We start from the raw sequence: 21,308 nt of genomic DNA, 5'->3' as shown, positions 1-21,308 counted from the left end.
AGGTGACGGAGGCCCGGCAGCGCATCCGTGAGCTGCTGATCGAGATGCATGGCCCGGACAGCTTCGTGCGGACCGTATCGGACACCGTGTCGCTGCGTCAGCAGGGGTTGTCCTCCGCGGCGCTGGTCAGCCTGCTGGTCGCCATGGAGGACGCGTTCGGCTTCGAGTGGGACGACGACATCCAGCCGGAGGTGCTGCGCTCGATCAGCTCGCTGGCCGACCACGTCGTGGCGCTGCGCGTGTGAGGTGACCCGGTGACCGCCGTACTCCGATCCCTCGCCACCGCCGCACCGGGCAGCTACCTCGAATGGCGTCCGGTACCACCGCCGTACGGGCCAGGCGAGCAGTTCGCTGCCGGTCGTCAGGCTGCGGCGGCGGCACTGGCCGCCGCGGGATCGGTCATCCGGACCGTGCCTCGCGCCGCCGATGGCAGGCCCAGCTTCCCGACCGGGTACCCCGGGTCCATCGCCCACACCGACCGCCTGGCAGTCGCGGCGGTGGTGCCCGGTGCCGCCGGGGTCGGCGTCGACATCGAGGACGCGGCGATCACCCCTCGCATGATCAAATTTTTCCTGTACGAGCGGGAGCGGCGCACCTTGCTCGCGCCGGCCGGCCAGCACAGCCCGGTCGAGCTGTTCTCGGCCAAGGAAGCGGCATTCAAGGCACTGGCCGGGACCGCGTTCGGAAAGGACCTGCTGTTCTGGCGGATCGAGTTGGTCCGGTCCGAGACCGGACTGGTCGCCTCGTTCGGCGGACGGTCGGTGCCGGTGTGGACGTACGCCGAAGCCGGCTCCTCGGTTGCTCTGGCGGTGCGACGGGGTGGCACCGCGGCACCCGACGGGCCTGGGCGGCCCGCCCGGGATGGCGCGTCGCGTGAGGAGCAGCAGCGCGATGGATCGCGATGTTCGGTACGTGCTTGACGAGTTGACCGTGCGGGTCGGGAACGGGATCGGCGCGCCATGAGCACCGACCTTCGGGCTCGTCACGGGTTCTGAGTGAGGCCGTCCTAGGTTGTGAGGAGCGGGGTTGATGAATGTGGTTGTTCCGGATTACCCCACCGTGATGCATGCGCTGGTGGCGCAGGCGGAGCGCGGGTCGGACGGTTCACGGATGACGGTGGTGCCCGAGCCGGGGCGGATGGAGACCCGCCGGTACGACGAGGTGCTCGAAGACGCACTGCGGTGTGCGGCGGTTCTCGCCGAGCACGGCGTGGGCCGTGGCGATCGGGTGCTGTTCTGTCTGCCGACGAGTTGGACGTTCGTGACGGCGTTCTTCGGGTGTCAGTTGCTGGGTGCCGCACCGACGGCGATCGCGGTGCCGACGAGCTTCGGGCGCGCGGCCGGGTTCGACGGCCAGGTGAAGGAACTGGTGGCCTACCTGCGGCCGGCTGCGGTAGTGGCCAGGGCAGCGGTGGTCGAGGCGTCGGAGGCAGTGGCGGACACCGTGTTCATCGACGGCGACGAGCTGCTGGAGCGTGCGGCGTCCGCCGAGGCGTCGTTGCGGCAGTTCCGACTGCCGAGCGAGGACGAACTGGCATTCGTCCAGTGCACGTCTGGTTCGACCGGCAGGCCCAAGGGCGTCATGATCTCGCATGCCAACCTGGCCGCGAACCTGATGCAGAGCGCCGTGGCGACGGGATGGTCGGCCGAGGACACGACGGTGAGCTGGCTTCCGCTGTACCACGACATGGGCCTCATGTCGGGGATCATGGTGCCGACCTACACCGGGAGCGACACCGTGCTCATGCCGCCGACGCAGTTCCTGCGTTCGCCGGTCGAGTGGCTGCGCAACATCAGCGCGATGGGGGGAACCCTCGCGGCGGCGCCGAACTTCGCCTACGGCTACACGGCCGACCGGGTACGCGACAGCGACCTGGCGAACGTCGACCTGTCGTCCTGGCGGATGGCGTTCTGCGGAGCTGAGCCGATCCACCCCGGCACCATCGAGCGCTTCGTCGACCGGTTCCAGCAGTGGGGCCTGCGGCAGGACGTGTTCATGCCCTGCTACGGCATGGCCGAGGCCACCCTGACCATCACCATGTCGCCGCACAACGCACCGGTCCGCGTCGACACCATCGACCGCACGGCCGCCGGCACGCACGGCCAGGTCATCGACGTCGAGCCGGACGATCCGAACGGGATGCAGGTCGTCGCCTGTGGCGCGGCAGTCGTGGGTACCGAGGTCCGTGTCGTCGACGGTGACGGCAACCCGCTGGGCGACAACCAGATCGGCGACATCCAGTTCCGCAGCCCGGCCCGCACGATCGGCTACTTCGGCCTGCCGCAGGAGACCGCCGCGGCGATCGCCGAGCCGGACTGGTGGAAGACCGGCGATGTGGGCTACCTGCGGGACGGCGAGATCCGTATCACCGGACGCTCCAAGGACCTGATCATCATCCGGGGTGCCAACTACTTCCCGTCCGACTTCGAGCAGGCGGTCGAATCGGTGCCGGGCGTACGGCTCGGCACGGTCGTAGCTGTCGGCCACCGGCCCGAGGACGGCGACTCCGAGGAACTGCACCTCATCGTCGAGTCGTACGTGCCCGCCGATCAGCAGGAACCCCTGCGCCAGGCGGTGCGTAGCGCGGTCAGCGCGAAGACCGGCGTGCCCGTGGCTCAGGTGCATCTCGTCCCGAGGCGAAGCATCCCGAAGACCACCAGCGGAAAGCTGCAACGCGCGAAGGCACGGCAGCTGTTCATCGAGAACCCGGCGTCCTCCCCGGCCTGACGACCGGACGCCAACCCACTCCGCCGGCCACCACCAACACCGCGAGGGACTGAGGCCTGCCACAACCCTGACCTGTCACCGTCCGGAACCATTCGAGAACCTGAGGGGTTGTCCGCGTGTCCAATCCGTTCGACGACGACAGTCAAGAATTCCTGGCCCTACGCAACGACGAGGAGCAGTACTCTCTGTGGCCGGCCGGTATCACCGTCCCCGACGGTTGGCGTGTGGTGCACGGTCCGGCGCCTCGGCGGGAGGTCGTTGACCACATCGACCGGTCCTGGACCGACATGCGACCGAAGAGCCTGCGGGATGCCGGGCCGGCACCCGGTGGTGCCGGCACAGGTCCAGATCCGGCCAGGTCAACCGGTTCGCGGGCGTGATCACCCTGGCTGCGCGGACCCGGACGCTGCTCGGTGCGGTCTTCGGGCTCGTCGTGCTGGTGAGCACGGTGCCGCTGTGGGGTGCGGCAGGGTCGCACGACGGGGACTCGCTCACCCGGTTCCTGCTCGCGGTCGCGGTGGTCCTGGTGGCCTGCCAGGCTTTCGCGGCGCTGGCGCGCCGGCTCCGTCAGCCGTCGGTCGTCGGCGAGATGATTGGCGGCCTGGTGCTCGGCTCGTCGATTCTCGGTGCTGTCTGGCCGTCGGCGACCGGGTTCCTGTTTCCTCCGACCGTGATGGAAGGGCTGGACAAGGTCGCCCAACTGGGCCTGGTCATCTTCGTCTTCCTGCTCGGCTGTGAGCTGCGTACCGACCGGATCGAGCGCAAGGGCGTGGTCGGCGCGGTGGTGGTTGCCGGCATGGGCCTGCCGTGGCTGGCGGGAATGGGCATCGTGGCCCTCACCGGTGGTCTGTTCGTCGGCTCGCAGGACTCACCGACAGGCACGATGATGTTCGTCGGGCTGGCCATGGCGGTGACCGCGTTGCCGGTGCTGGCCCGTATCCTCGACGACCTGAAACTGCGGCACACCAGTGTCGGTGCGCTGTCCATGTCGGCAGCGGCCATCGGCGACGGGCTGCTCTGGCTGGTGCTGGCCTTCCTGCTCGCCGGACAGGGCGCGACCGGCGGGGGCATTCGTGTCCTGATGCTCGGCGCCGCGCTGGTTCTCGTGACGGCGCTGTGCGTACGCCCGCTCCTGGTGGCACTGGTCCGGCGACTGGGCTCCAGCCAGTCGTTGACGGTGGTGCTGGTGGTCGGAGCGATCGGCTACTCGGTGCTCACCCAGGCTATTCATCTGCATCCGGTGGTCGGCGCCTTCCTCTTCGGTGTCGCCGTTCCGCGCGACTCCCTGGTCGTGGAACGGATCTGTCAGCAGCTGGAGGGGTTCACCCTGCTGATCCTGTTGCCGCTCTTCTTCGCCGGCGTCGGCATGACGACCTCGGTCGGGTTGCTGGGCACCGCCCCGGTCACCTGGCTGGTGTTCGTCGCGGTGCTGGTGACGGCACTGGTAACCAAGATCGTTGGGGCTGGCGGGGCGGCGCGGTTGACCGGGATGCCGACGGGCGAAGCGCTGCGGTTCGGGATGCTGATGAACTGCCGAGGAGTTACCGAACTGGTCGTGCTGAGCATCGGCTACCAGGCCGGCTTCCTCAACCAGTTGGGATACAGCGTCCTCGTGCTCGTCGCGGTGCTCACCACGGCGGCGACGGGGCCGCTGGTGCGCTGGTCACTGCGGCATGACGGGCAGGTCGCATCGTCGCTGTCGCCCTCCGGATCCGGTCGACGGAACCACACGCTGATGGCCGGTGCGTCGGCCGAACGCTTCGACGGAAAGACGAAAGACCTGTGAGGAGTGTCTCAAGGGTGGCATTTCTTGATTCCCATCGAGACATGGTGGCTATGGGGGATGCAGGCGATGGTCGATGTCAAGTACCTGGTTAAGTTCGTGCGTTGGCCTGCGGAAAGCGACATCCGCGCGGAATGCCACGAGCAGCAGCATCTCTGTTTGCTGATCGTGGAACACGGTGCGGCACCGCCAGACCAACTGAGCCTCTACGAGGACTGGGTGCGCCCACCTATCGGTCGGGAAGACCTTCAGGTCCGGATCCGTCAGTTGGCGGCCCGGGCGGTGCTCAACGAGAAGCCGGTGTTGGACCCGGCGGGAATGCTGTACTTCAACAACACGTCCGTCACCCTGTCGCTGATGCAGTGCGAGATGCTGGCGCCGCTGCTGAACAGATACGGCCAGCTGGTCTACCGGACAGAGCTACGGGAGATCCTGGAAAGCTCCGGGGCCAGCTCCTCGAGCAACGCGCTCGACCTGCACGTCATGCGGCTCCGCCGACGTCTTGAGATCGTCGGTCTGGCGATCCGCACCGTCTGGGGGCGCGGCTTCTTCGTCGAGCCCGCATCACGAACGTCGACCCCTCAGGTGGACACCCGGCGGACCGTCGCGGCGGTGCCGAGAAGAGCTCGCCCACGGTGAGCGCAGGCGTCGTCGCCAACCTCACTCCAACGTGCCCGCGCGACACGGGCGCACGGTGTCCGACCGTGCGGTCCGTCGGCGCGCAAGCGGACTGAAAGACCCGGGAAAGCGTACGGCAGAGCGCGGTGCAACCACGGTTATGGTCGGTACCCATTGGCAGGAAAGCTGCGTCGGAGGCGGAGTGGACACTGTTTCGGAGTTCTTTGAGGCGAGCGTGCAGACGTCCGGCGATGCTCCAGCGGTCGTCTTCGGTGAAACCGTCGTCGGATACGCGGAACTGAACGCACGCGCGAATCGACTGGCCCGTCGGCTCATCGCTGCCGGCGTGGGGCCGGATTCGTTGGTCGCGGTCGCGGTGCCCCGCTCCGACACGTTGATCACGGCGGTACTCGCCGTGCTGAAGGCGGGCGGCGCGTACCTGCCGCTGGATCCGACCTACCCGGTCGAGCGGTTGACCCACATGGTCACCGATGCGCGTGCCGTGCAGCTGTTACGGACCACCAGCGTCGCGACGCTGGACCTGGGCGTGCCGGAGATGGTGCTCGACGATCCCGACGTCGCGGCCGAGTGCGCGCGTGAACGCAGCGACGACGTCACCGCGGACGAACGGTTGGCGCCGTTGACCGTCGACCACCTGATGTACGTCATCTACACCTCCGGCTCGACCGGAGTGCCCAAAGGAGTCGCACTCACCCACGCCGGCATGACGGACCTGGTCTCCACCCAGACCCGGGTGTACGGCATCCGTCCCGGGGATCGGGTGCTGCAGTGGGCGTCGTTCAGCTTCGACGCGTGGTTCTGGGACTTCACGATGGCCCTCATGCACGGCGCGACGCTCGTGATGGCCGAGCAGGACGACCTGATGCCCGGAGAGTCACTGCGCGGCACGATGCTGAAGTACGAGGTGGACCACGCGACGCTGCCCCCGGTGGCGTTGAGCATCACCGACAGCGCGGGTCTGCTGCCCGGCGGCACGCTCACCTCCACCGGCGACGTCTGCACCAGAGCCCTGGCGACCGAGTGGTCCCAGGGCCGGCGACTGTTCAACGGCTACGGCCCGACTGAGGTGACCGTCGGCACGTCGATCGGCGGGCCGGTCGAAGGAGTGCAGGAGGCGGTGAGCATCGGGTCGCCCTGGGACGGTAGCGCGGTGCACGTGCTCGACGAGCGCCTGCGGGATCTGCGTGACGGCGGTGAGGGGGAGCTCTACCTGTCCGGCAGCGGCGTCGCGCGTGGATACCTGCACCGTCCGGGACTGACCGCGGCGCGGTTCGTCGCCAACCCCTTCGGCCCACCCGGGAGCCGGATGTACCGGTCGGGCGACCGGGGCAAACGCGCGGCCGACGGTGAACTCTATTTCACCGGCAGGGTCGACGACCAGGTGAAGGTTCGCGGTTTCCGGGTCGAACTCGGCGAGGTCGAGACGCGGTTGGAGAGCCACCCGGCGGTGGAACTGGCCGTGGCGGTGCTCGGCGGCGGCGACGCGTCGTCCCAGCACATCGTCGCCTACGTGACGCCGGCGGGGGAGCAGACGATGGTGGCGGCGCAGGTACGCGAACACGCGCGAGCCACGCTGCCCGAACACATGGTCCCGTCGGCTGTCGTCGTGCTCGACCGGCTGCCCACCCTGCTCAACGGCAAGATCGACCGCAAGGCGCTCGCCGAGCGGGCGTCGACGGCCGCGGCCGAGCAGCGAGCCGTCCCGCACTGTGCGCCACCGCCGACCGCCGGTACACCAGCGGCCGGTGGTGCGGTTTCCGCACCCTCTCTGGAGGATCTGCTGTGCGGCCTGGTGGCCGAGACGCTCGACCTCACCGACGTGACTCCGCAGGACAACTTCTTCGAACTGGGCGGCCATTCGGTGCTCGCGGCGAAGCTCGCCAGCCGGATGCGCAAGGAGCTGGGCGTGACGGTCCCGATGCGCTCGGTTTTCGAAGCCGAGAGTCTCGCCGAGCTGGCCGAGATCATGGCGCAGTCACGGTAGGCGTGCCTCGGGTGCTGCCCGTGGCGTCGGTGACGGACAGCACCCGTGCCGCCCGCCGCCGACGTCCAGGGCGGCTCTCGGTGAAGCGCCCCGCGGCCGAGGCCGCAGGCGCGGAACGCCAGTGCCGACGTGCCGTGGATCCGGTCAGTAGACCCCGTCCCGTTTCACCAGTCCCACGGCGCCCAGCGCACGGGTGACACCGGTGAGCGCGGTGGCCATGATGATCTCTGCGGGGTTGAACGCGACCGGCAGTTCCAGGATCCGGCGCTCTGCGGTCTCGCGGTCGCTGTGCGGCCCGTGCAGGCGGAAGACGAGCGGCACCTGCGAGCCGAACCACAGGTGGTAGGCCAGCCGCGGTTTGCGGAACACCTCCGGCCGCCACGGCGAGCACCCGATCACCTTGGCGAAATCGATCATGTACCGGTTGTAGTGGACCAGCGTACGAAGCTCAGGGTTGCCGGTGAAGAACTCGTCCTCGTACACCGCCTGCTGCTTGATCAGCTGGTTGAGCCGGTCCGGCGGCGGCAGGGTCTGCTTGCCACTGCAGAGCAGCGCGAAGTAGCGGGCCTGCATCTCCGAGCAGGCCGGGACGCCACCCGCGGCGGGCCGCGCCCATCCGATGAGGACCACGCCGGTGCCGAGCTCCGGGTGGATCATGTGCTTGTACATCTGGCGCACGTCGGTGATGTGCACGTCCTTGAGGAGGGTGAAGTCCTCGGTGTAACCGGTGTTCAGGACGATCGTGTCGATCGTCTCCCGCCGGCCGTCCTTGAACAGGACATAGTCCTCGCCGAGTCGCTCGATGCCGGAGGCGTTGACCGTCAGGCTGCCGTCGACGATCCGATGGATGAATGCTTCGTTCTTGGTCAGGAAGTGGTTGAAGAAGCTGTCGTTCTTCGAGTTCCACTCCGCGATCGCTCGGCTCACGGGGTTCTTGGCGAACCGCTTGCCCAGCCGGGTGCCGATGCGGTGGACGGCGGTGGCAGCCGCCAGCGGCAGTGCGTTCAGCATCTCAGAGGTGTACGCGTCGTTCGGATGCTTCCGGTTGCCCGGGAACCGCGCCACGACCGACTGCCAACGACGCACCGACAGCGTGCAACTCGCCGCCACCTGGGCGATCTCGTTGACGACGTCGGCTGCGGTCTCGCCGATGCCCACGCAGAGAACCCGCTTACCGCGGAACGGTTCGGCGTTGCGGTAGAAGGCCGAATGGGTGACCACCCCCGCGAAGTTCTCCTGTCCCGGCAGGGTGACCTTGTTGGGCACCCGGTGGGTGCCGCTGGACACCACCACGGCGTCGAACTGGTGGCTGGTCCGGGCGGTGGGATCGTCCGCGGGCGCGGTCTCGACCACGTAGCCGTCGCCGCTGTCACTTCTCGCGATACTCAGTACGTCGGTGCGGGGGCGCAGGTGGGGCCACAGACCGAAGGCGTCGGCGAAGTCGTGGAGGTACTGCCGGTACTCGGTGGCCGTCCAGAACCGTCGCTCCTGCTTCTCCGGCGGCGGGAAACAGGAGAACGCCATCATGTAGTTGGAGATGGTGAGCAGCGTCGAATCGTAGGCAGCCGGCTCGTCGGCGTTGGCACCCCCGCGGAACACACCGCCGATGTCGGCGTTGTGATCGAAGCAGGTCACGGTGTGGCCCTCGTCCAGCAGCTCTTTCATCGTGATCAGACCCGACGGGCCCGCGCCGATGACACAGACGGCTTTTTTCACGGTCACCTCGACATTCTCGAAAAGTGCGGTCTCGGGTGCGAAGGGATCACCCGGCCGTGGCGGTCACGCCCAGACGGGGACGAACACAAGAAGCTGCGGTTGGCCGGGCCGCCGCCCGGCGTCGCGGTGAATCAGCCGCTCTCGAAGCGGACGGGCAGCGTGTCGTAGCCGCAGACGAAGTTCGAGTAGATGGGGCGGGGCTTGCCGCACAGATCCATCCGGGTCACCTGGGCGGTCAAGGTGGTGAGCAGCGCCCGCAGCTCCGCGCGGCCGAGGAACGCCCCGAGGCAGTAGTGCGGTCCGTGACCGAACGAGAGGTGCTTGTTGGGCGACCGGGACAGGGTGAACCGGCGCGGTTCAGGGAACACCGACTCGTCGTTGTTCGCCGAGATGTTCCACAGCGTGACGATGTCGCCGGCGCGGACCTGGTGCCCATGAAGTTCGAAATCGTCGACCGCCGTACGCGCCACGTGCATCCCGGGGGTGGCCCAGCGGAGCACCTCCTCCACCGCCGAATCGACGTCGACCGCGCCGGTCCGCAGGGCCTCCCACTGGTCGGGGTTCTCGATCAGGGCCAGGACAGCGCAGATCGCCGAGATCCGGGACGTCTCGTCACCACCGAGGATCAGGCTGTAGCAGTTGACCGCGATCTCCTCGACGGTCAGTGGCACCCCGTCCACCTCGGCGCCGGCGAGCATGCTGATCACATCGTCGCCCGGATTTCTCCGCCGGTCCTCAGCCAGGTCGACGAAGTAGAGCAGGATTTCGTTACGAGCGCTGAGCGCGTCGAGGTCGGTGCTGTCGGCCCGGTCCGACGACAGGGCCATCTTGTTCCACTGGAGCAGGTCCCTGCGATCGCTGAGCGGTACCGACAGCAGGTCACAGATCGTGTTCATCGGAATCTGGTCGGCGACCTCGGCAGCGAAGTCGAACGCGCCCGCACCGACGACCGAGGACACGAGTTCGGTGGAGCGGAGCTGCACGTTGGTCACCACCTCGCCGAGCGCGCGTGGGGTGAAGGCGCTGAACATCAGGTTGCGCAGCTTTCGGTGCGACGGACCGTCGGTGACCGCGAGCATGCTTCCGCCTGCTGAGTCGTTTCCGCGCAGCACCACGTCCAGCACGTTGCCGCGTTCGGAACTGAGCGACGCGTCGTGGTAGAGCGTCTGGACGTCGGCGTACCGGGAAACCACCCAGAACCCCGGATTGCTCTGCGTGGCCTCATGCCAGTAGACCGGGCTCTCCGCCCGCACGTCCCGCCAGAACACGTGCACGTCGTTGTCGACGAAGGTGGCGGGATTGACCAGGTCCAGTGACCTGACACCGAGGGCGGGGTCGCTCATGGCCCGATGGTGGCAGCCGCATGACGCTCCCGTGTGGACTCTTGCCTGTTCCTTTCCTGACGGGTGCGGGACAGGCTCAGTGCTGCTCGGTGCACTGGCAGAGCCCGGTCTGGTAGGCGATCGCCACCAGCTGCGCACGGTCGCGTGCGCCGAGTTTGCCCATCGTGCGGCTGACGTGCGTACGTGCGGTGGCCGGGCTGAGGAACAGCGCCGCGCCGATCTCGTCGTTGCTCAGCCCCTGCGCGACCAGCGCCAGCACCTCACGCTCGCGGTCGGTCAGCACCGCGAGTCGGTCCTCGCCCGCCTGCGCGGCCTTACGCCGCGCCGTGAACTGGCTGATGAGTCTGCGGGTGACCCGTGGCGCGAGCAGCGCGTCTCCGGCGGCGATGACCCGGATGGCGTGCAGCAGCTCGGCAGGGCCGGCATCCTTGAGCAGGAAACCGCTGGCGCCTGCCTGGAGGGCCTCGAACACGTTCTCGTCGGTGTCGTAGGTGGTGAGGATGAGAATCCGGACCCGATCCATCCCCGGCATCTCGACGATCTGCTCTGCGGCCCGGATCCCGTCCAGGCGCGGCATGCGGATGTCCATGAGGACGACGTCGGGTCGGGTGGCGCGAGCCAGCTCGACGGCCTCGGCACCGTTGGTGGCCTCGCCGACCACGGTGATGTCGTCCTCCAGGTCGAGCAGCAGCCGGAAACCGGAGCGGACCAGCCGCTCGTCGTCGGCGAGGAGCACCTTGATCGACGTGTCGGTCACGGGCGTGGCGCAACCGGCGCGAGCGGCAGGCGGGCGACGACCTCGAAACCACCATCGGGACGTGCCGTGGCGTGCAGTTCCCCACCGAGCAGTTGGCAGCGTTCCCGCATGCCGACGATGCCCCGGCCGCCCGACGAGCGGCCTCCGGCACCCACCGTGACGAGCACCGGATCTCGGGTGCCCTCGTCGGCCACCCGGATACGGAGCGCGTCGGACGCGGCCTCGATCGTCACCGCCACCCGGGTCGGCCCGACATGGCGGATCACGTTGGTGATCGACTCCTGGACGATGCGGTAGGCCGCGCTGTTCACCGCGCTCGGTACCGGCGCCGCCGCCGGTGTCTGCTCGATGCTGACCTCAAGGCCGGCCTCGCGGGCCTTGTCGGCGAGTGCGGGGAGCTGTTCGAGACCCGGACTGGGTTCACGTCCGTCGTCCTCGCGCAGCACGCCGAGCACCGCGCGCATCTCGTGCAGCGCCCGCGAGCTGGTCTGCTCGATGGCCCGCAACGCGTCGCGTGCCTGAGCCGGCCGCTTGTCGAGCACGTGTGCCGTCACGCTGGCCTGTACGTTGATGATGGCGATGGCGTGCGCGACGGTGTCGTGGACCTCGCGCGCGATTCGCAGCCGTTCGGCGTCGACCCGCGCCCGGGTCTCCTCCTCGCGGGACCGTTCGGCCATCTCTGCCCGCCGCTGCGCGTCCGCCGCGATGACCCTGCGCGATCGGACGGACTCGCCGAGCGTGATGCTCACGACCGACGCTCCGATCCGGAAGAGAACCCAGCCCATGGCTTCCACAGGTTGGATGTCCGCCCCGGCGACCAACCAGCCGACGGCGAGCACCGTGGTGCCGGTGCCCGCGATCAGCAGCGACCGGCGTCCGTCGCCGTAGGCGGCGAGGGTGTACAGGGCGACGAACAGACCGAGGCAGGACATCCGGTCGGGGAAGCCGAGACCGAAGTAGACCAGGCTGGCCGCTCCGGTGACCGCGAACACGGCGACCGGCCACCGGCGTCGGACGACGATGGCCAGACCGCTCAGCACGACGAGGCCGTAGCCGGCGTACCCGAAGTCCGAGGCGGGCCGGGCGATCGGCTCGGGCAGGACGGTGCCGTACTTGCTGACACTCTGGACCTGGATCACCGTGACGAACAGTGCCAACAGGACGTCGGCGAACCAGACCGGCCGACGAGCGAACCAGGTGCGCAGTCGTTCCGGCATCACCCGCAGGTCCATGCCGCAGATCCTACGGCAACCGCCGCACTCTCCGGTGCGTGGCCGACTACGCCCTGCGACGTACGCAGGTCGGTTTCCGCTACGCGGATTGGCGTAGCAGGTGCCGCGCCTCGTCCAATGCGCGACCGGCGACCCGATACCAGGATCTGTGCCATGAAGAAGCTCTTCGCGGGCCTGGTGTCACTGTTGCTGCTCGCCGAGGTGGTGCAGTTCTATCTTGCCGCCAGCGGTGCGTTCGACTCCGCGCCGACCGAGGAGGCGTTCTCCCCCCACCGCTTCCTCGGGTACGTGATGCTCCTGTTCTCCGTCGTACTCGTGGTGGTCTCCGCGATTGCCCGCATGCCCGGTCGGATCACCGGCAGGATGGCCATGGTGGCCGGGCTGGTGCTCATCCAATCGCTGATCCGGGAAGTCGCCAAGTCCTTCGGTGAGGGCTCCGAGACGGGTCACCTCATCTTCGGCGTGCACGCCGTCAACGGACTGCTCATCGTCGGTACCACCCTGTGGCTCGTGCGTCAGGCACGGCAGATCGCCTGGCAGCAGACCGAGCTCAGCCACGCGACCCGGTCATGACCACTGCGGCACTGACCGTCCTGGACCACACCTGGGCGCTGCTGGCCGCTGCCGCGTGGCTCGCCGCCGGTGTGACTGCGATGCGCAGGTACGCCCGAGCCGCCCGGGTGCTGTTCGTCGCGGCGCTGACGCTCACCCTGGCCAAGGGCGTGTCGGTGGCGCTGCTGGCCGGGCGGGGCTGGTGGTTCGTCCAGGAGAAGGTGCTGCTCGGGATGCCGCTGCTCGCGGTGGCCGCGGTGGTCGCCGCGGTGGTCGCCGGACCGATACTGCTCACACGGGCCACTGGCGCACCCCGGCCGGCCGGTCGGGACAGGGCGGGCGTCATCGCGCTGTTCGCCGCCGGGTACGCCGCGTTGGCCGGGTTCGTGCTCACCTACCTCGTCGGGTATCCGTTGACCCTGCCGGCGGCGCTGATCACGGTTGGTCTGGTGGTGGCGGCCGTCCTGCTGACCGCGCGGTCGGTCGCCGTACCGGGCACGGACGTGGCGGAGGAGGCGAAGCCGAACGCCGGGCCGCCGGGCCTGTCCCGTCGGGGCTTCCTCGGTGTCGCCGGCGGTGTGGTCGCGGTCGGCGCGACCGGCACCGGAGCGGGCCTGTCGGTGCTGTCGTCCGGCCCGGCGCACACGGCCGGAGGTGGTCCGGGCCCCACCCGCGGTGCCCTGCTCTCCGTGGCCGACCTGCGCGGACCGGACACTCCCGCGCCAGGGGGCGTCCGACGCGCCTACGAGTTGACCGCCCGCAGGGCCGCCGTGCGACTGCCGTCCGGGCAGGACGTCGACGCCTGGACGTTCGACGGTGTGGCGCCCGGCCCGCAGCTCACTGCGACCGAGGGTGACCTCATCGAGGTGAGCCTGGTCAACCACGACATCGACGAGGGCGTGACCCTGCACTGGCACGGCTACGACGTGCCCTGCGGGGAGGACGGAGTGGCGGGCCTCAGTCAGCCGGTGGTGGCGTCAGGGAAGACCTTCCGCTACCGGTTCCGCGCCGACCAGGTCGGGACCTACTGGTATCACACCCACCACGTGTCCCACATCGGCGTGCGACGCGGCCTCTACGGAGTGCTCGTCGTGACACCGCGTACGGATCCCGACCCTGCGGACCTCGACCTGGTCGTCCCCGTGCACACGTTCAGCGGCGGTGCGGCGGTCGCGGGCGTCGAGCACGTCGCGGCGGCGGGTGCGACGGTCCGGTTGCGCCTGGTCAACACCGACTCCGACCCGCGTCGCTTTGCGTTGGCCGGCACCCCGTTCCGGGTGGTGGCCGTCGACGGCCGCGACCTGCAGGGGCCCGGCGAGACCAGCCGGACCGCGCTGCGGGTCGCGGCGGGTGGGCGCCGCGATCTGGTGTTCGTCATGCCGGAGACCCCCGTGGCGCTGTTCGTCGACGGCGTGGCCGCCGTGTGGCTACGACCCAGCCCCGACGCCCCCGACGGTGGGGCCGGCGCGCAGGACACCGCCGACTGGCCGGAACTGGACCTGTTCACCTACGGGACCTCGGCTCCCGTACCCTTGCGCACCGCGACCGCGGACCGGCACTTCACCCTGGTGCTCGACCGTGGGGTGGCCATGGTCGACGGACGACCCGCGTTCGCGCAGACCGTCAACGGGCGGGGCCACCCGTCGATCCCCGACCAGATCGTCTCCGACGGAGACATCGTCCGGTTCACCGTGGTCAACCGCAGCCTGGAGACCCATCCCTGGCACCTGCACGGCCATCCGGTGCTGATCCTGTCCCGAAACGGGCAACCGTCCTCGGGTAGCCCGCTCTGGATGGACACGTTCGACGTCCGCCCCGGCGAAGTGTGGGAGGTGATGTTCCAGGCGAACAACCGGGGCATCTGGATGAACCACTGCCACAACCTGCCACACGCCGATCAGGGCATGATGCTGCGACTGCGGTACGACGGCGTCAGCACGCCGTTCCACGGCGGGCACGCGGCGGGACACCGCCACCCTTCCTGACGCCACTCAGGTGGCCAGCATGATCTTCGGGTACCGAGCCGCGACCATCTCGCTGGCCTTCGGGCCACAGGCGAACACCACGTTCTCAGTGTCGATCCGCCGGCCTGTCCGCCGGTCCACCACGATCGGGTCCACCTCGGTGCCGGTCTCGGTGTCGACCAGGACGACGCTCCGCTCCTCCGGAGCGAGCCGATGGTTACCCCACGCCGCGATGACCAGCAGCAGCGGACGAAGTGTCCTACCGAGGGGCGTCAGTCGGTACTCCCGGCCCTCGGGGTCCGTGGCATCGGCCGCCTGCTCGATGAGACCCCTGCTCCGGAGGTCGCCGAGACGCTCCCGCAGCAGCTCGGTGGGCGTCTCAAGGTTGTGCTGGATGGCCGCGAACCGGGTATGGCCGTTGAAGATCTCGTGCAGGATCTCCAACGTCCACCAGGCTCCCACGACCTCCACCGTGCGCCCCAGCGGGCAGTCGGGAATCCGGGCCTTTGGGCCGGACGAACGAGGTGCGCCCTGCTGGACGCCGGTGCTGACACTGCTCATTTCCACTCCAGGGACTCGTTCACCGTCGGCCGTCCGGGTCCGACCCGGCAGCCTCGGGTGCCGGGGTGCCGGCCAGCGACCAGTACCGCCGCATGCCGTACAACAGCGGGCTGACCGGGGCGACCGCGTGGGTGCGTACCCGCAACACGGTGCCGAAGACCACGACGTGGTCCCCGACGGGCAGGGCGTTGCTGACGCGACAGTCCGCGGCGGTGTGGGCGTCGTCGATCAGGTGCGGCATGCCGGAGTCCGGATCCGGAGCCCAGTCGATCTGCTCGAACCGGTCCGGCGCGCCGGAGGCGAACAACTGCGCGGCCCGCTCGCCCTGGTCGCGCAGCAGATTGACCGCGAAGGTGGAGACGGCGAGCAACGCCGCCAGGGTCGGACTCGCGGCGCGCAGGCAAACCAGCAGTGTCGGCGGTTTCAGCGCGACGCTGCACACCGACGAACAGGTCATCCCCCATGGCACGCCGTTCAACGCCGTGGTCGTCACGATGGCGACCCCGGCGGGATGGGAGGCCATGAGGGAACGGAACTGCGCCGGGTCGACCAGTGGCGGCGCCACGGTGCCTGTGACGGGCTCCGGCATGGTGTTGCCCACCTCCTCGCTCGAACGCATAGGAAACCTTCCGGATCGCCGTACCTGCCTGACGGGCATCGGCCCGACGGCAGGTCCTCGGCTCATCCGGCCGACCGGTGAGTCCCGTCGCCGCACTCGTCGACGAACTCCAGGATCTTGCGCACACCGGTCTCCAACGAGCCGGGATCCACGCAGAACGCGACCCGGACCAGATGCCGCGCCCAGGGCGCGTAGTCGTGGGCGCGGATGTGACCCTGGTCGTCTAGCTGGGGACGCATGGCGAACCCGTTGCCGGCGACCACCGCGACGCCCTTGCGCTCCAGCAGCCGCAGCGCGAACGTCTCGGCGTCCAGCCCGGTCCTGGCCACGTCCAGCATCGCGTACCAGCCCCCGGCGGGCAGCTCACTCAGCAGCCCGGCCTTGAGCAGCGGCGGCAGGGCCACGTCCCGGTTACGCTGCACCAACTTGCGGTTCGTGGCGGCGGCGTCGGACCGGCTGGCCAGCGCGGCCACCCCGGCGTGCTGGACGGGTGTGGAGGTGCCGATGATGTTCGCCTCCTGGACCACCCGCATGACGTCGGCCGCGCGGTCGTTCGCCAACACGACGTACCCGAGCCGGTAGCCGGTCATCGCGAAGCTCTTGGAGAAGCTGAAGACGCTGTGCACGATGCGCTCGTCGACCGGAACGTCGCGTTCGAGGGACGCGACGGAGAGGTGGTCACGTTCGTAGCAGAAGTGCTCGTACGCCTCGTCGCTGACCACGTGCCAGCCCCGGTCGCGGGCCAGGTCGAGCAGGGCCGTGATCTCGTCGGGGTTCAGCACGACACCGGTGGGGTTGGCGGGCGAATTGATCAGCAACACCCTGGTTCGCGGGCCGGCGGCGGCTGCGATCTGCTCGACGTCGGGTCGGAAGCCGGGCCCGAGCGGGTAGAACACCGGTCGGAGCCCGGCGAGCAGGCTCTGCTGCAGATGGACCGGCCAGTGCAGTTCCGGCAGGAGAATCTCGGCCCCGGGGCCGGTGAGGGTCTGCAGCAGGGCGGCAAGCCCTTCACACGAGCCCGGCGTGACGAGTACCCGGTCGACGACGGTGTCCACACCGTTGTCCGTACGCAACTTCTCCACCGCTGCCTCGCGTAGCTCGGGCAGGCCCTCCGGGCCGGTGTACTTGGTGTCGCCGCGGCGCACCGCGGCCACGAACGCGTCGGCGACGTTCTCCGCGGGGTGGAAGTACGGGTCGCCGACGTGCAGCTTCACCACCTCGGTGCCGGTGCGCCGCTCGATGTCCTGCGCGGCACGGAAGATGGTGTGCAGGCACGATGAGGGGATGAAGCTGGCAGCGGACGAGATCTGGGGGCTCACGCTCTGACCACCTCTGTTCCGTGAAGGGTTGGTACCTGGCTGGGCGGGTCTCATGCCGTACGGCCGCCGTCGACGGGAATCAGGGCGCCGGTGACCCAACCCGACACCGCCGGGTCGAGCAGCGTGCAGACCCATTGGCCGATCTCCGCCGGGTCACCGAAACGTCCCATCGGGGTCGCCGCGGTCAGGTTGGTTCGCAGCCGCTCGATGCCGGCGTCGTCCAGACCGGCGTCGGTCCACATCGGTGTGTCCACCGGCCCGGGAAGAATGGCGTTGACGCGTACGTCTGGTGCGAGCTCGCGGGCCAGGGAACGGGTGAGGCTGTTGAGGGCCGCCTTGGTCGCGCCGTAGTAGGCACGCCCCGGCATCGACAGGACGCCGCCGACCGAGGAGACGTTGACCACGCTGCCCCTGCTGGCCCGCAACAGCGGCAGCGCGCACCGGATCAGGTCGGCGGGCGCGCGGACGTTCACCGCGAACATCTCGTCGAGATGTCCCGGGTCGAGTGTGTCGATCGGACCGAACCGGGCCAGGCCGGCGTTGTTGACCACCGCGTCGAGGCCGCCGAAGGTTTCCGTGGCCGCCGTGACGATCCGGTCGGCGGTGCCGGGTGCGCAGACGTCCGCCGCCACCACCGCCACGGCGAAGGGATAGCGGTCCGCGAGGGCCCGTAGGGGCTGCTCCCGGCGGCCGACGACGGTCACGTTGGCACCCGACTTCACCAGACACTCGGTGATGCCCAGGCCGATACCGGTGGCGGCGCCGGTGACGACGACCGATCTGCCGTCGAGGGTCACCGCCGCACCCCGCTGTCGGTCAGGGTCGCCATGACGTCGGCGAGCAGCTCGTCCGGGTGGGACAGCAGCCGGAAGTGGCCGCCCGGCAGAGCACGCATGCTGAACTCGCCGTCGTTGACCGCCGCCCAGGTGGCCACCTGGTTGGCGTCGACCAGCGGGTCCTCGGTGTTGTAGTAGCCCCGGACCGGGCAGTCCAGCGGGGCGGTGTCCGGTGCGGGCCGGTAGGTCTCGTGCAGGGTGATGTCCGATCGCAGCACGGGTAGCAGCAGGTCGCGCAGTTCGGGCTGGTCGGCGATCTCCGGTTCGATCCCGCCGAGCTTCGTGACCGACGACCAGAGCTCCTCGTCGCCGAGTTGGTGAGTGGTGCCGCCACCGGCCAGCCACGGCCCGGCCGCACCCGAGACGAACAGGTGGTGCACGGAGCTGCCGTTGTCCCGCAACGCTCGGGCCGTCTCGTAGGCGACCAGCGCGCCCAGGCTGTGTCCGATCAGCGCGCACCGGGCGGGCGGCATCCGGAGCAGCTCCGCAGCCACCTGGGTCGCCATCTCGGCGATGCTGGCGGCCGGCTCCTCGGCCAGGCGGTCGGCGTGGCCCGGGTACTGCACCGCGTGCAGCGCCACGCCGGCCGGCACCGCCGAGGACCAGGGGCGGTAGGCCGCCGCAGTGCCCCCGGAGTGCGGGAAGCAGACCAGTCGCGCGGTGGGGTCCTCGACGCTGGTGAGCGTGCGTACCCAACCCCGATCGGATCTCCGTGTTCGGCTCACGACATCGAGCGTCACCGAGTCCGCCCGCTCGTCCAGACAATCTGTCAAGGCTCTGTCGGGTGCGACGCGGCCTCTGGCCTGCTACCGGAATCTGTTATCGCCGTACCGAAGGAGGACAGACAGATGCTGGACGGGTTCGTGCCCTGGCCGCCCGACGTCGCCGACCGCTATCGACGTGCGGGTTACTGGCGAGGTTTCTCCCTTCGGCAGCTGTTCGACGACAGCGTCCGCCGCCATCCGGACAAGATCGCTGCGGTGGACGCCACTCGCCGCGTCACCTACGCCGAGCTGGCGGAGGAGGCCGACCGTATCGCCGCAGGTCTGCTCGATCTCGGCATTGGCAGCCGCGACCGGCTGGTCCTGCACCTGCCCAACGTGAACGAATTCCTGTCGGTCCTGTTGGCGGTGTTCAGCATCGGCGCGATACCGGTGCTCGCCCTGCCCGGTCATCGTCGCGACGAGATCACCCACCTGGCCCGCGCCTCGGATGCGGTGGCCTACGTCGGTCCGGACCGCTTCCAGGGATTCGACCACCGCGCGCTGGCCCGCGAGATCCGCGCCGACGTGCCGGGCGTGCGGCACGTCGTGATCGTCGGCGACAGCGCCGAGTTCACCCCGCTGGCCGAACTGGCCAGGTCGGAGCCGCGGCAACTGCCACCGGTCGACGCAGCCGAGATCGCCCTGCTGCTGCTCTCCGGCGGCACCACCGGTGTGCCGAAGTTGATCCCCCGCACCCACGACGACTACGCCTACAACATCTTCAGGTGCGCTGAGGTGACCGGATTCGGCGCGGACAGCGTCTACCTCGCGGCCAATCCCGTACCGCACAACGCCGCGCTCGGCTGCCCCGGCGTACTCGGTGCGCTGCTCGTCGGCGGAAAGGCCGTCCTGGCGGCCAACCCCAGCCCGGACCATGTGTTCCCGTTGATCGGTCGGGAGGGCGTCACCCACACCGCTCTGGTACCCGCGCTCGCGCTGCTGTGGACCGAGGCGGCGCAGAGCATGCCGGTCGACATGAGCGCCATGACCCTTCAGGTGGGCAGCTCGAAGTTCGGCCCCGCCGCGGTTCAGCGCGTCAGTTCGGGCCTGGGGTGCCGGATCATGAACGTGTACGGCATCGGCGAGGGGCTGATCACCCACACCCGTCTCGACGATCCGCTGGAGGTGGTCTACACCACCGAGGGCACACCCATCTGTCCGGACGACGAGGTCAAGATCGTCGACTCCGAGGATCGTGAGCTTCCGGCCGGGGTGACCGGTGAGTTGCTCACCCGCGGCCCGTACACCATCCGGGGCTATTTCGCCGCGCCGGAGCACAACCGTCGGGCGTTCACCACCGACGGGTTCTATCGCAGTGGTGACCTGGCCAAGCTGACCGAGGACGGGCGCATCGTCATCGAGGGCAGGCTCAAGGACATCATCCACCACTTCGGGGAGAAGGTCTCCGCCGAGGAGGTGGAGGGGCACGTGTTGACCTATCCGCTGGTCCGGGACGCCGCCGTCGTCGGTATCCCCGACGACGCCATCGACGAGCGGATCTGCGTGTTCGTGGTGCTGACCGCCGAAGCGGACGCGGCGGCGAAGCCGTTGTCGCTGCGCACCATCCGGGAGCACATCCGCGACCGTGGGTTGGCGCCGTACAAGCTGCCCGACGAGTTGGTCGTCGTGCCGGACCTGCCGCGTACTCCCGTCGGGAAGATCGACAAAAGTGCCCTGCGCGCGGGGCGGCGTGAGCTTCAGCACCGCTGAGCCACCGTCCCGGCACCTTGCGGAGGAGGGCCTTCACACCGATGACCGATGCGACGGAGACCCAGCGCGAACGCGCGTACGGGGAGATCCTGAGACTGGACGAGCTGCTCGACATCGCCTGCGTACGCGACGAGCCGGACCGCACCCTCTTCTTCGCCGCCCACCAGGCATGTGAGCTGTGGTTCGCGGTCATCCTGCGGCACATCGAGTCCGCACGGGACGCGTTGACCCGCGACCGGGCGGACGTCGCCGCTGACCACATCGAGCGACTACCGTCGGCGATGCGCGTGCTCAGCGCACACTTCGACGTCCTGAGCACGCTGGCACCAGAGTCGTTCGACGAGATCCGGGCGACCCTCGGCTCGTCGAGCGGCTTCCAGTCCGCACAGTACCGGGAGATCGAGTTCCTCTGCGGGGCTCGGGACCCGCGCTTCCTCAACATACCAGGGTTCACCTCGGGGGAGCGGGCGCGGCTCGTCGCCCGGTCCGAGGAGCAGTCGCTGTCGTGCGCCTTCGTGGAGTACCGCGACCGAATGCGGGTCGACGGCGACCTGAGGGCGGTCGAGCGGGTACGCGCCGCGCTGGTGGCCTTCGACGACGCGGTCCGGTCATGGCGTGCCCGGCATGCCCAACTGGCCGAGCAGTTTCTCGGCGCGGCCCGCGGTACGGCCGGCTCAGCCGGCGCCGCCTACCTGTGGCGGTCCACCGAGCGGACGTTGTTCCCGGAGGTCCTGGCGCCCGCGATCAGCCGCGGGGTCGCCCAGAACTGAGCCGATGCACACCCTTTCGTCGAGTCCCGGGT

The 21,308-nt window shown here is 69.3% G+C and carries 20 protein-coding genes; 11 read left to right on the top strand and 9 right to left on the bottom strand.

Annotation, left to right across the window (positions count from 1 at the left end; genetic code table 11):
• The 7 genes from Vlu01_RS25345 to Vlu01_RS25315 form a co-directional block, all read left to right on the top strand.
• Positions 1-245: phosphopantetheine-binding protein (locus Vlu01_RS25345; protein WP_239096115.1), on the top strand; the 245-nt coding region annotated here is incomplete at its 5' end.
• 9 nt (positions 246-254) lie between these two features.
• Positions 255-920, top strand: coding sequence for a 4'-phosphopantetheinyl transferase family protein (locus tag Vlu01_RS25340; RefSeq protein ID WP_204004125.1), 666 nt, complete (start codon positions 255-257; stop codon positions 918-920).
• 109 nt (positions 921-1,029) lie between these two features.
• Positions 1,030-2,727, top strand: coding sequence for a fatty acyl-AMP ligase (locus Vlu01_RS25335; protein ID WP_204004123.1), 1,698 nt, complete (start codon positions 1,030-1,032; stop codon positions 2,725-2,727).
• 116 nt (positions 2,728-2,843) lie between these two features.
• On the top strand, positions 2,844-3,107 hold the full coding sequence (locus Vlu01_RS25330) for an MbtH family protein (RefSeq protein ID WP_204004121.1): 264 nt from the start codon (positions 2,844-2,846) through the stop codon (positions 3,105-3,107).
• Positions 3,104-4,513 carry a cation:proton antiporter domain-containing protein gene (locus Vlu01_RS25325; RefSeq protein WP_204004119.1) on the top strand — a complete coding sequence of 470 codons (1,410 nt, stop codon included), beginning with the start codon at positions 3,104-3,106 and terminating at the stop codon, positions 4,511-4,513. Before Vlu01_RS25330 ends, Vlu01_RS25325 begins: the two co-directional genes overlap by 4 nt.
• A 24-nt stretch (positions 4,514-4,537) precedes the next feature.
• Positions 4,538-5,149: a helix-turn-helix domain-containing protein gene (locus Vlu01_RS25320; protein WP_204004117.1), complete on the top strand. Its 612-nt coding sequence runs from the start codon at positions 4,538-4,540 to the stop codon at positions 5,147-5,149.
• A 181-nt stretch (positions 5,150-5,330) separates the two neighbouring features.
• Complete coding sequence (locus Vlu01_RS25315; protein WP_204004115.1) at positions 5,331-7,133, top strand: non-ribosomal peptide synthetase; 1,803 nt, start codon at positions 5,331-5,333, stop codon at positions 7,131-7,133.
• 144 nt (positions 7,134-7,277) lie between these two features.
• Here the strand turns inward: Vlu01_RS25315 and Vlu01_RS25310 are convergent, their stop codons facing one another.
• The 4 genes from Vlu01_RS25310 to Vlu01_RS25295 all read right to left on the bottom strand — a co-directional run bounded on the left by Vlu01_RS25310 (position 7,278) and on the right by Vlu01_RS25295 (position 12,181).
• Positions 7,278-8,855 carry a flavin-containing monooxygenase gene (locus tag Vlu01_RS25310; RefSeq protein ID WP_204004113.1) on the bottom strand — a complete coding sequence of 526 codons (1,578 nt, stop codon included), beginning with the start codon at positions 8,853-8,855 and terminating at the stop codon, positions 7,278-7,280.
• 125 nt (positions 8,856-8,980) lie between these two features.
• Positions 8,981-10,192 (bottom strand): cytochrome P450, encoded by a 1,212-nt coding sequence (locus tag Vlu01_RS25305; RefSeq protein ID WP_204004110.1) that lies wholly within the window; start codon positions 10,190-10,192, stop codon positions 8,981-8,983.
• 76 nt (positions 10,193-10,268) lie between these two features.
• Positions 10,269-10,949: a response regulator gene (locus tag Vlu01_RS25300; RefSeq protein ID WP_204004107.1), complete on the bottom strand. Its 681-nt coding sequence runs from the start codon at positions 10,947-10,949 to the stop codon at positions 10,269-10,271.
• Positions 10,946-12,181, bottom strand: a complete 1,236-nt coding sequence (locus Vlu01_RS25295) for a sensor histidine kinase (protein WP_239096114.1) — start codon at positions 12,179-12,181, stop codon at positions 10,946-10,948. The genes Vlu01_RS25300 and Vlu01_RS25295 overlap by 4 nt, the downstream gene beginning before the upstream one ends.
• A 153-nt stretch (positions 12,182-12,334) precedes the next feature.
• Between Vlu01_RS25295 and Vlu01_RS25290 the strand changes: the two genes are divergently transcribed.
• Positions 12,335-12,754, top strand: a complete 420-nt coding sequence (locus Vlu01_RS25290; protein WP_204004106.1) for a DUF6220 domain-containing protein — start codon at positions 12,335-12,337, stop codon at positions 12,752-12,754.
• Positions 12,751-14,718, top strand: a complete 1,968-nt coding sequence (locus Vlu01_RS25285) for a multicopper oxidase family protein (protein ID WP_204004105.1) — start codon at positions 12,751-12,753, stop codon at positions 14,716-14,718. The genes Vlu01_RS25290 and Vlu01_RS25285 overlap by 4 nt, the downstream gene beginning before the upstream one ends.
• Before the next feature lie 6 nt (positions 14,719-14,724).
• Here the strand turns inward: Vlu01_RS25285 and Vlu01_RS25280 are convergent, their stop codons facing one another.
• The 5 genes from Vlu01_RS25280 to Vlu01_RS25260 form a co-directional block, all read right to left on the bottom strand.
• Entirely contained in the window at positions 14,725-15,258 is a 534-nt protein-coding gene (locus Vlu01_RS25280) for a winged helix-turn-helix transcriptional regulator (RefSeq protein WP_204004104.1), read from the bottom strand.
• 19 nt (positions 15,259-15,277) lie between these two features.
• Positions 15,278-15,877, bottom strand: a complete 600-nt coding sequence (locus Vlu01_RS25275; RefSeq protein ID WP_239096113.1) for a flavin reductase family protein — start codon at positions 15,875-15,877, stop codon at positions 15,278-15,280.
• 62 nt (positions 15,878-15,939) lie between these two features.
• Complete coding sequence (locus Vlu01_RS25270) at positions 15,940-17,196, bottom strand: pyridoxal phosphate-dependent aminotransferase (RefSeq protein WP_239096112.1); 1,257 nt, start codon at positions 17,194-17,196, stop codon at positions 15,940-15,942.
• A gap of 50 nt (positions 17,197-17,246) precedes the next feature.
• Positions 17,247-17,993: an SDR family NAD(P)-dependent oxidoreductase gene (locus tag Vlu01_RS25265; protein WP_204004102.1), complete on the bottom strand. Its 747-nt coding sequence runs from the start codon at positions 17,991-17,993 to the stop codon at positions 17,247-17,249.
• Entirely contained in the window at positions 17,990-18,757 is a 768-nt protein-coding gene (locus Vlu01_RS25260) for a thioesterase II family protein (protein WP_204004101.1), read from the bottom strand. Before Vlu01_RS25260 ends, Vlu01_RS25265 begins: the two co-directional genes overlap by 4 nt.
• A 123-nt stretch (positions 18,758-18,880) precedes the next feature.
• Here Vlu01_RS25260 and Vlu01_RS25255 point away from each other — a divergent pair, with 123 nt between their 5' ends.
• Positions 18,881-20,506, top strand: a complete 1,626-nt coding sequence (locus tag Vlu01_RS25255; protein WP_204004099.1) for a (2,3-dihydroxybenzoyl)adenylate synthase — start codon at positions 18,881-18,883, stop codon at positions 20,504-20,506.
• Between the two features lie 41 nt (positions 20,507-20,547).
• Complete coding sequence (locus tag Vlu01_RS25250; protein ID WP_204004096.1) at positions 20,548-21,276, top strand: tryptophan 2,3-dioxygenase family protein; 729 nt, start codon at positions 20,548-20,550, stop codon at positions 21,274-21,276.
• Positions 21,277-21,308: the final 32 nt, after the last annotated feature.

This window comes from Micromonospora lutea (assembly GCF_016863535.1).
Lineage (GTDB): Bacteria > Actinomycetota > Actinomycetes > Mycobacteriales > Micromonosporaceae > Micromonospora > Micromonospora lutea.
This window is presented reverse-complemented; position numbering and strand designations above follow the sequence as displayed.

What these genes read in the sequence shown, in the direction of transcription:
- Vlu01_RS25250 (WP_204004096.1), top strand. Translation starts at nt 20,548, where the DNA reads ATGACCGATGCGACGGAGACCCAGCGCGAACGCGCGTACGGGGAGATC.
- Vlu01_RS25275 (WP_239096113.1), bottom strand. Translation starts at nt 15,877, where the DNA reads ATGCGTTCGAGCGAGGAGGTGGGCAACACCATGCCGGAGCCCGTCACA.
- Vlu01_RS25285 (WP_204004105.1), top strand. Translation starts at nt 12,751, where the DNA reads ATGACCACTGCGGCACTGACCGTCCTGGACCACACCTGGGCGCTGCTG.
- Vlu01_RS25295 (WP_239096114.1), bottom strand. Translation starts at nt 12,181, where the DNA reads ATGGACCTGCGGGTGATGCCGGAACGACTGCGCACCTGGTTCGCTCGT.
- Vlu01_RS25280 (WP_204004104.1), bottom strand. Translation starts at nt 15,258, where the DNA reads ATGAGCAGTGTCAGCACCGGCGTCCAGCAGGGCGCACCTCGTTCGTCC.
- Vlu01_RS25335 (WP_204004123.1), top strand. Translation starts at nt 1,030, where the DNA reads ATGAATGTGGTTGTTCCGGATTACCCCACCGTGATGCATGCGCTGGTG.
- Vlu01_RS25290 (WP_204004106.1), top strand. Translation starts at nt 12,335, where the DNA reads ATGAAGAAGCTCTTCGCGGGCCTGGTGTCACTGTTGCTGCTCGCCGAG.
- Vlu01_RS25255 (WP_204004099.1), top strand. Translation starts at nt 18,881, where the DNA reads ATGCTGGACGGGTTCGTGCCCTGGCCGCCCGACGTCGCCGACCGCTAT.
- Vlu01_RS25305 (WP_204004110.1), bottom strand. Translation starts at nt 10,192, where the DNA reads ATGAGCGACCCCGCCCTCGGTGTCAGGTCACTGGACCTGGTCAATCCC.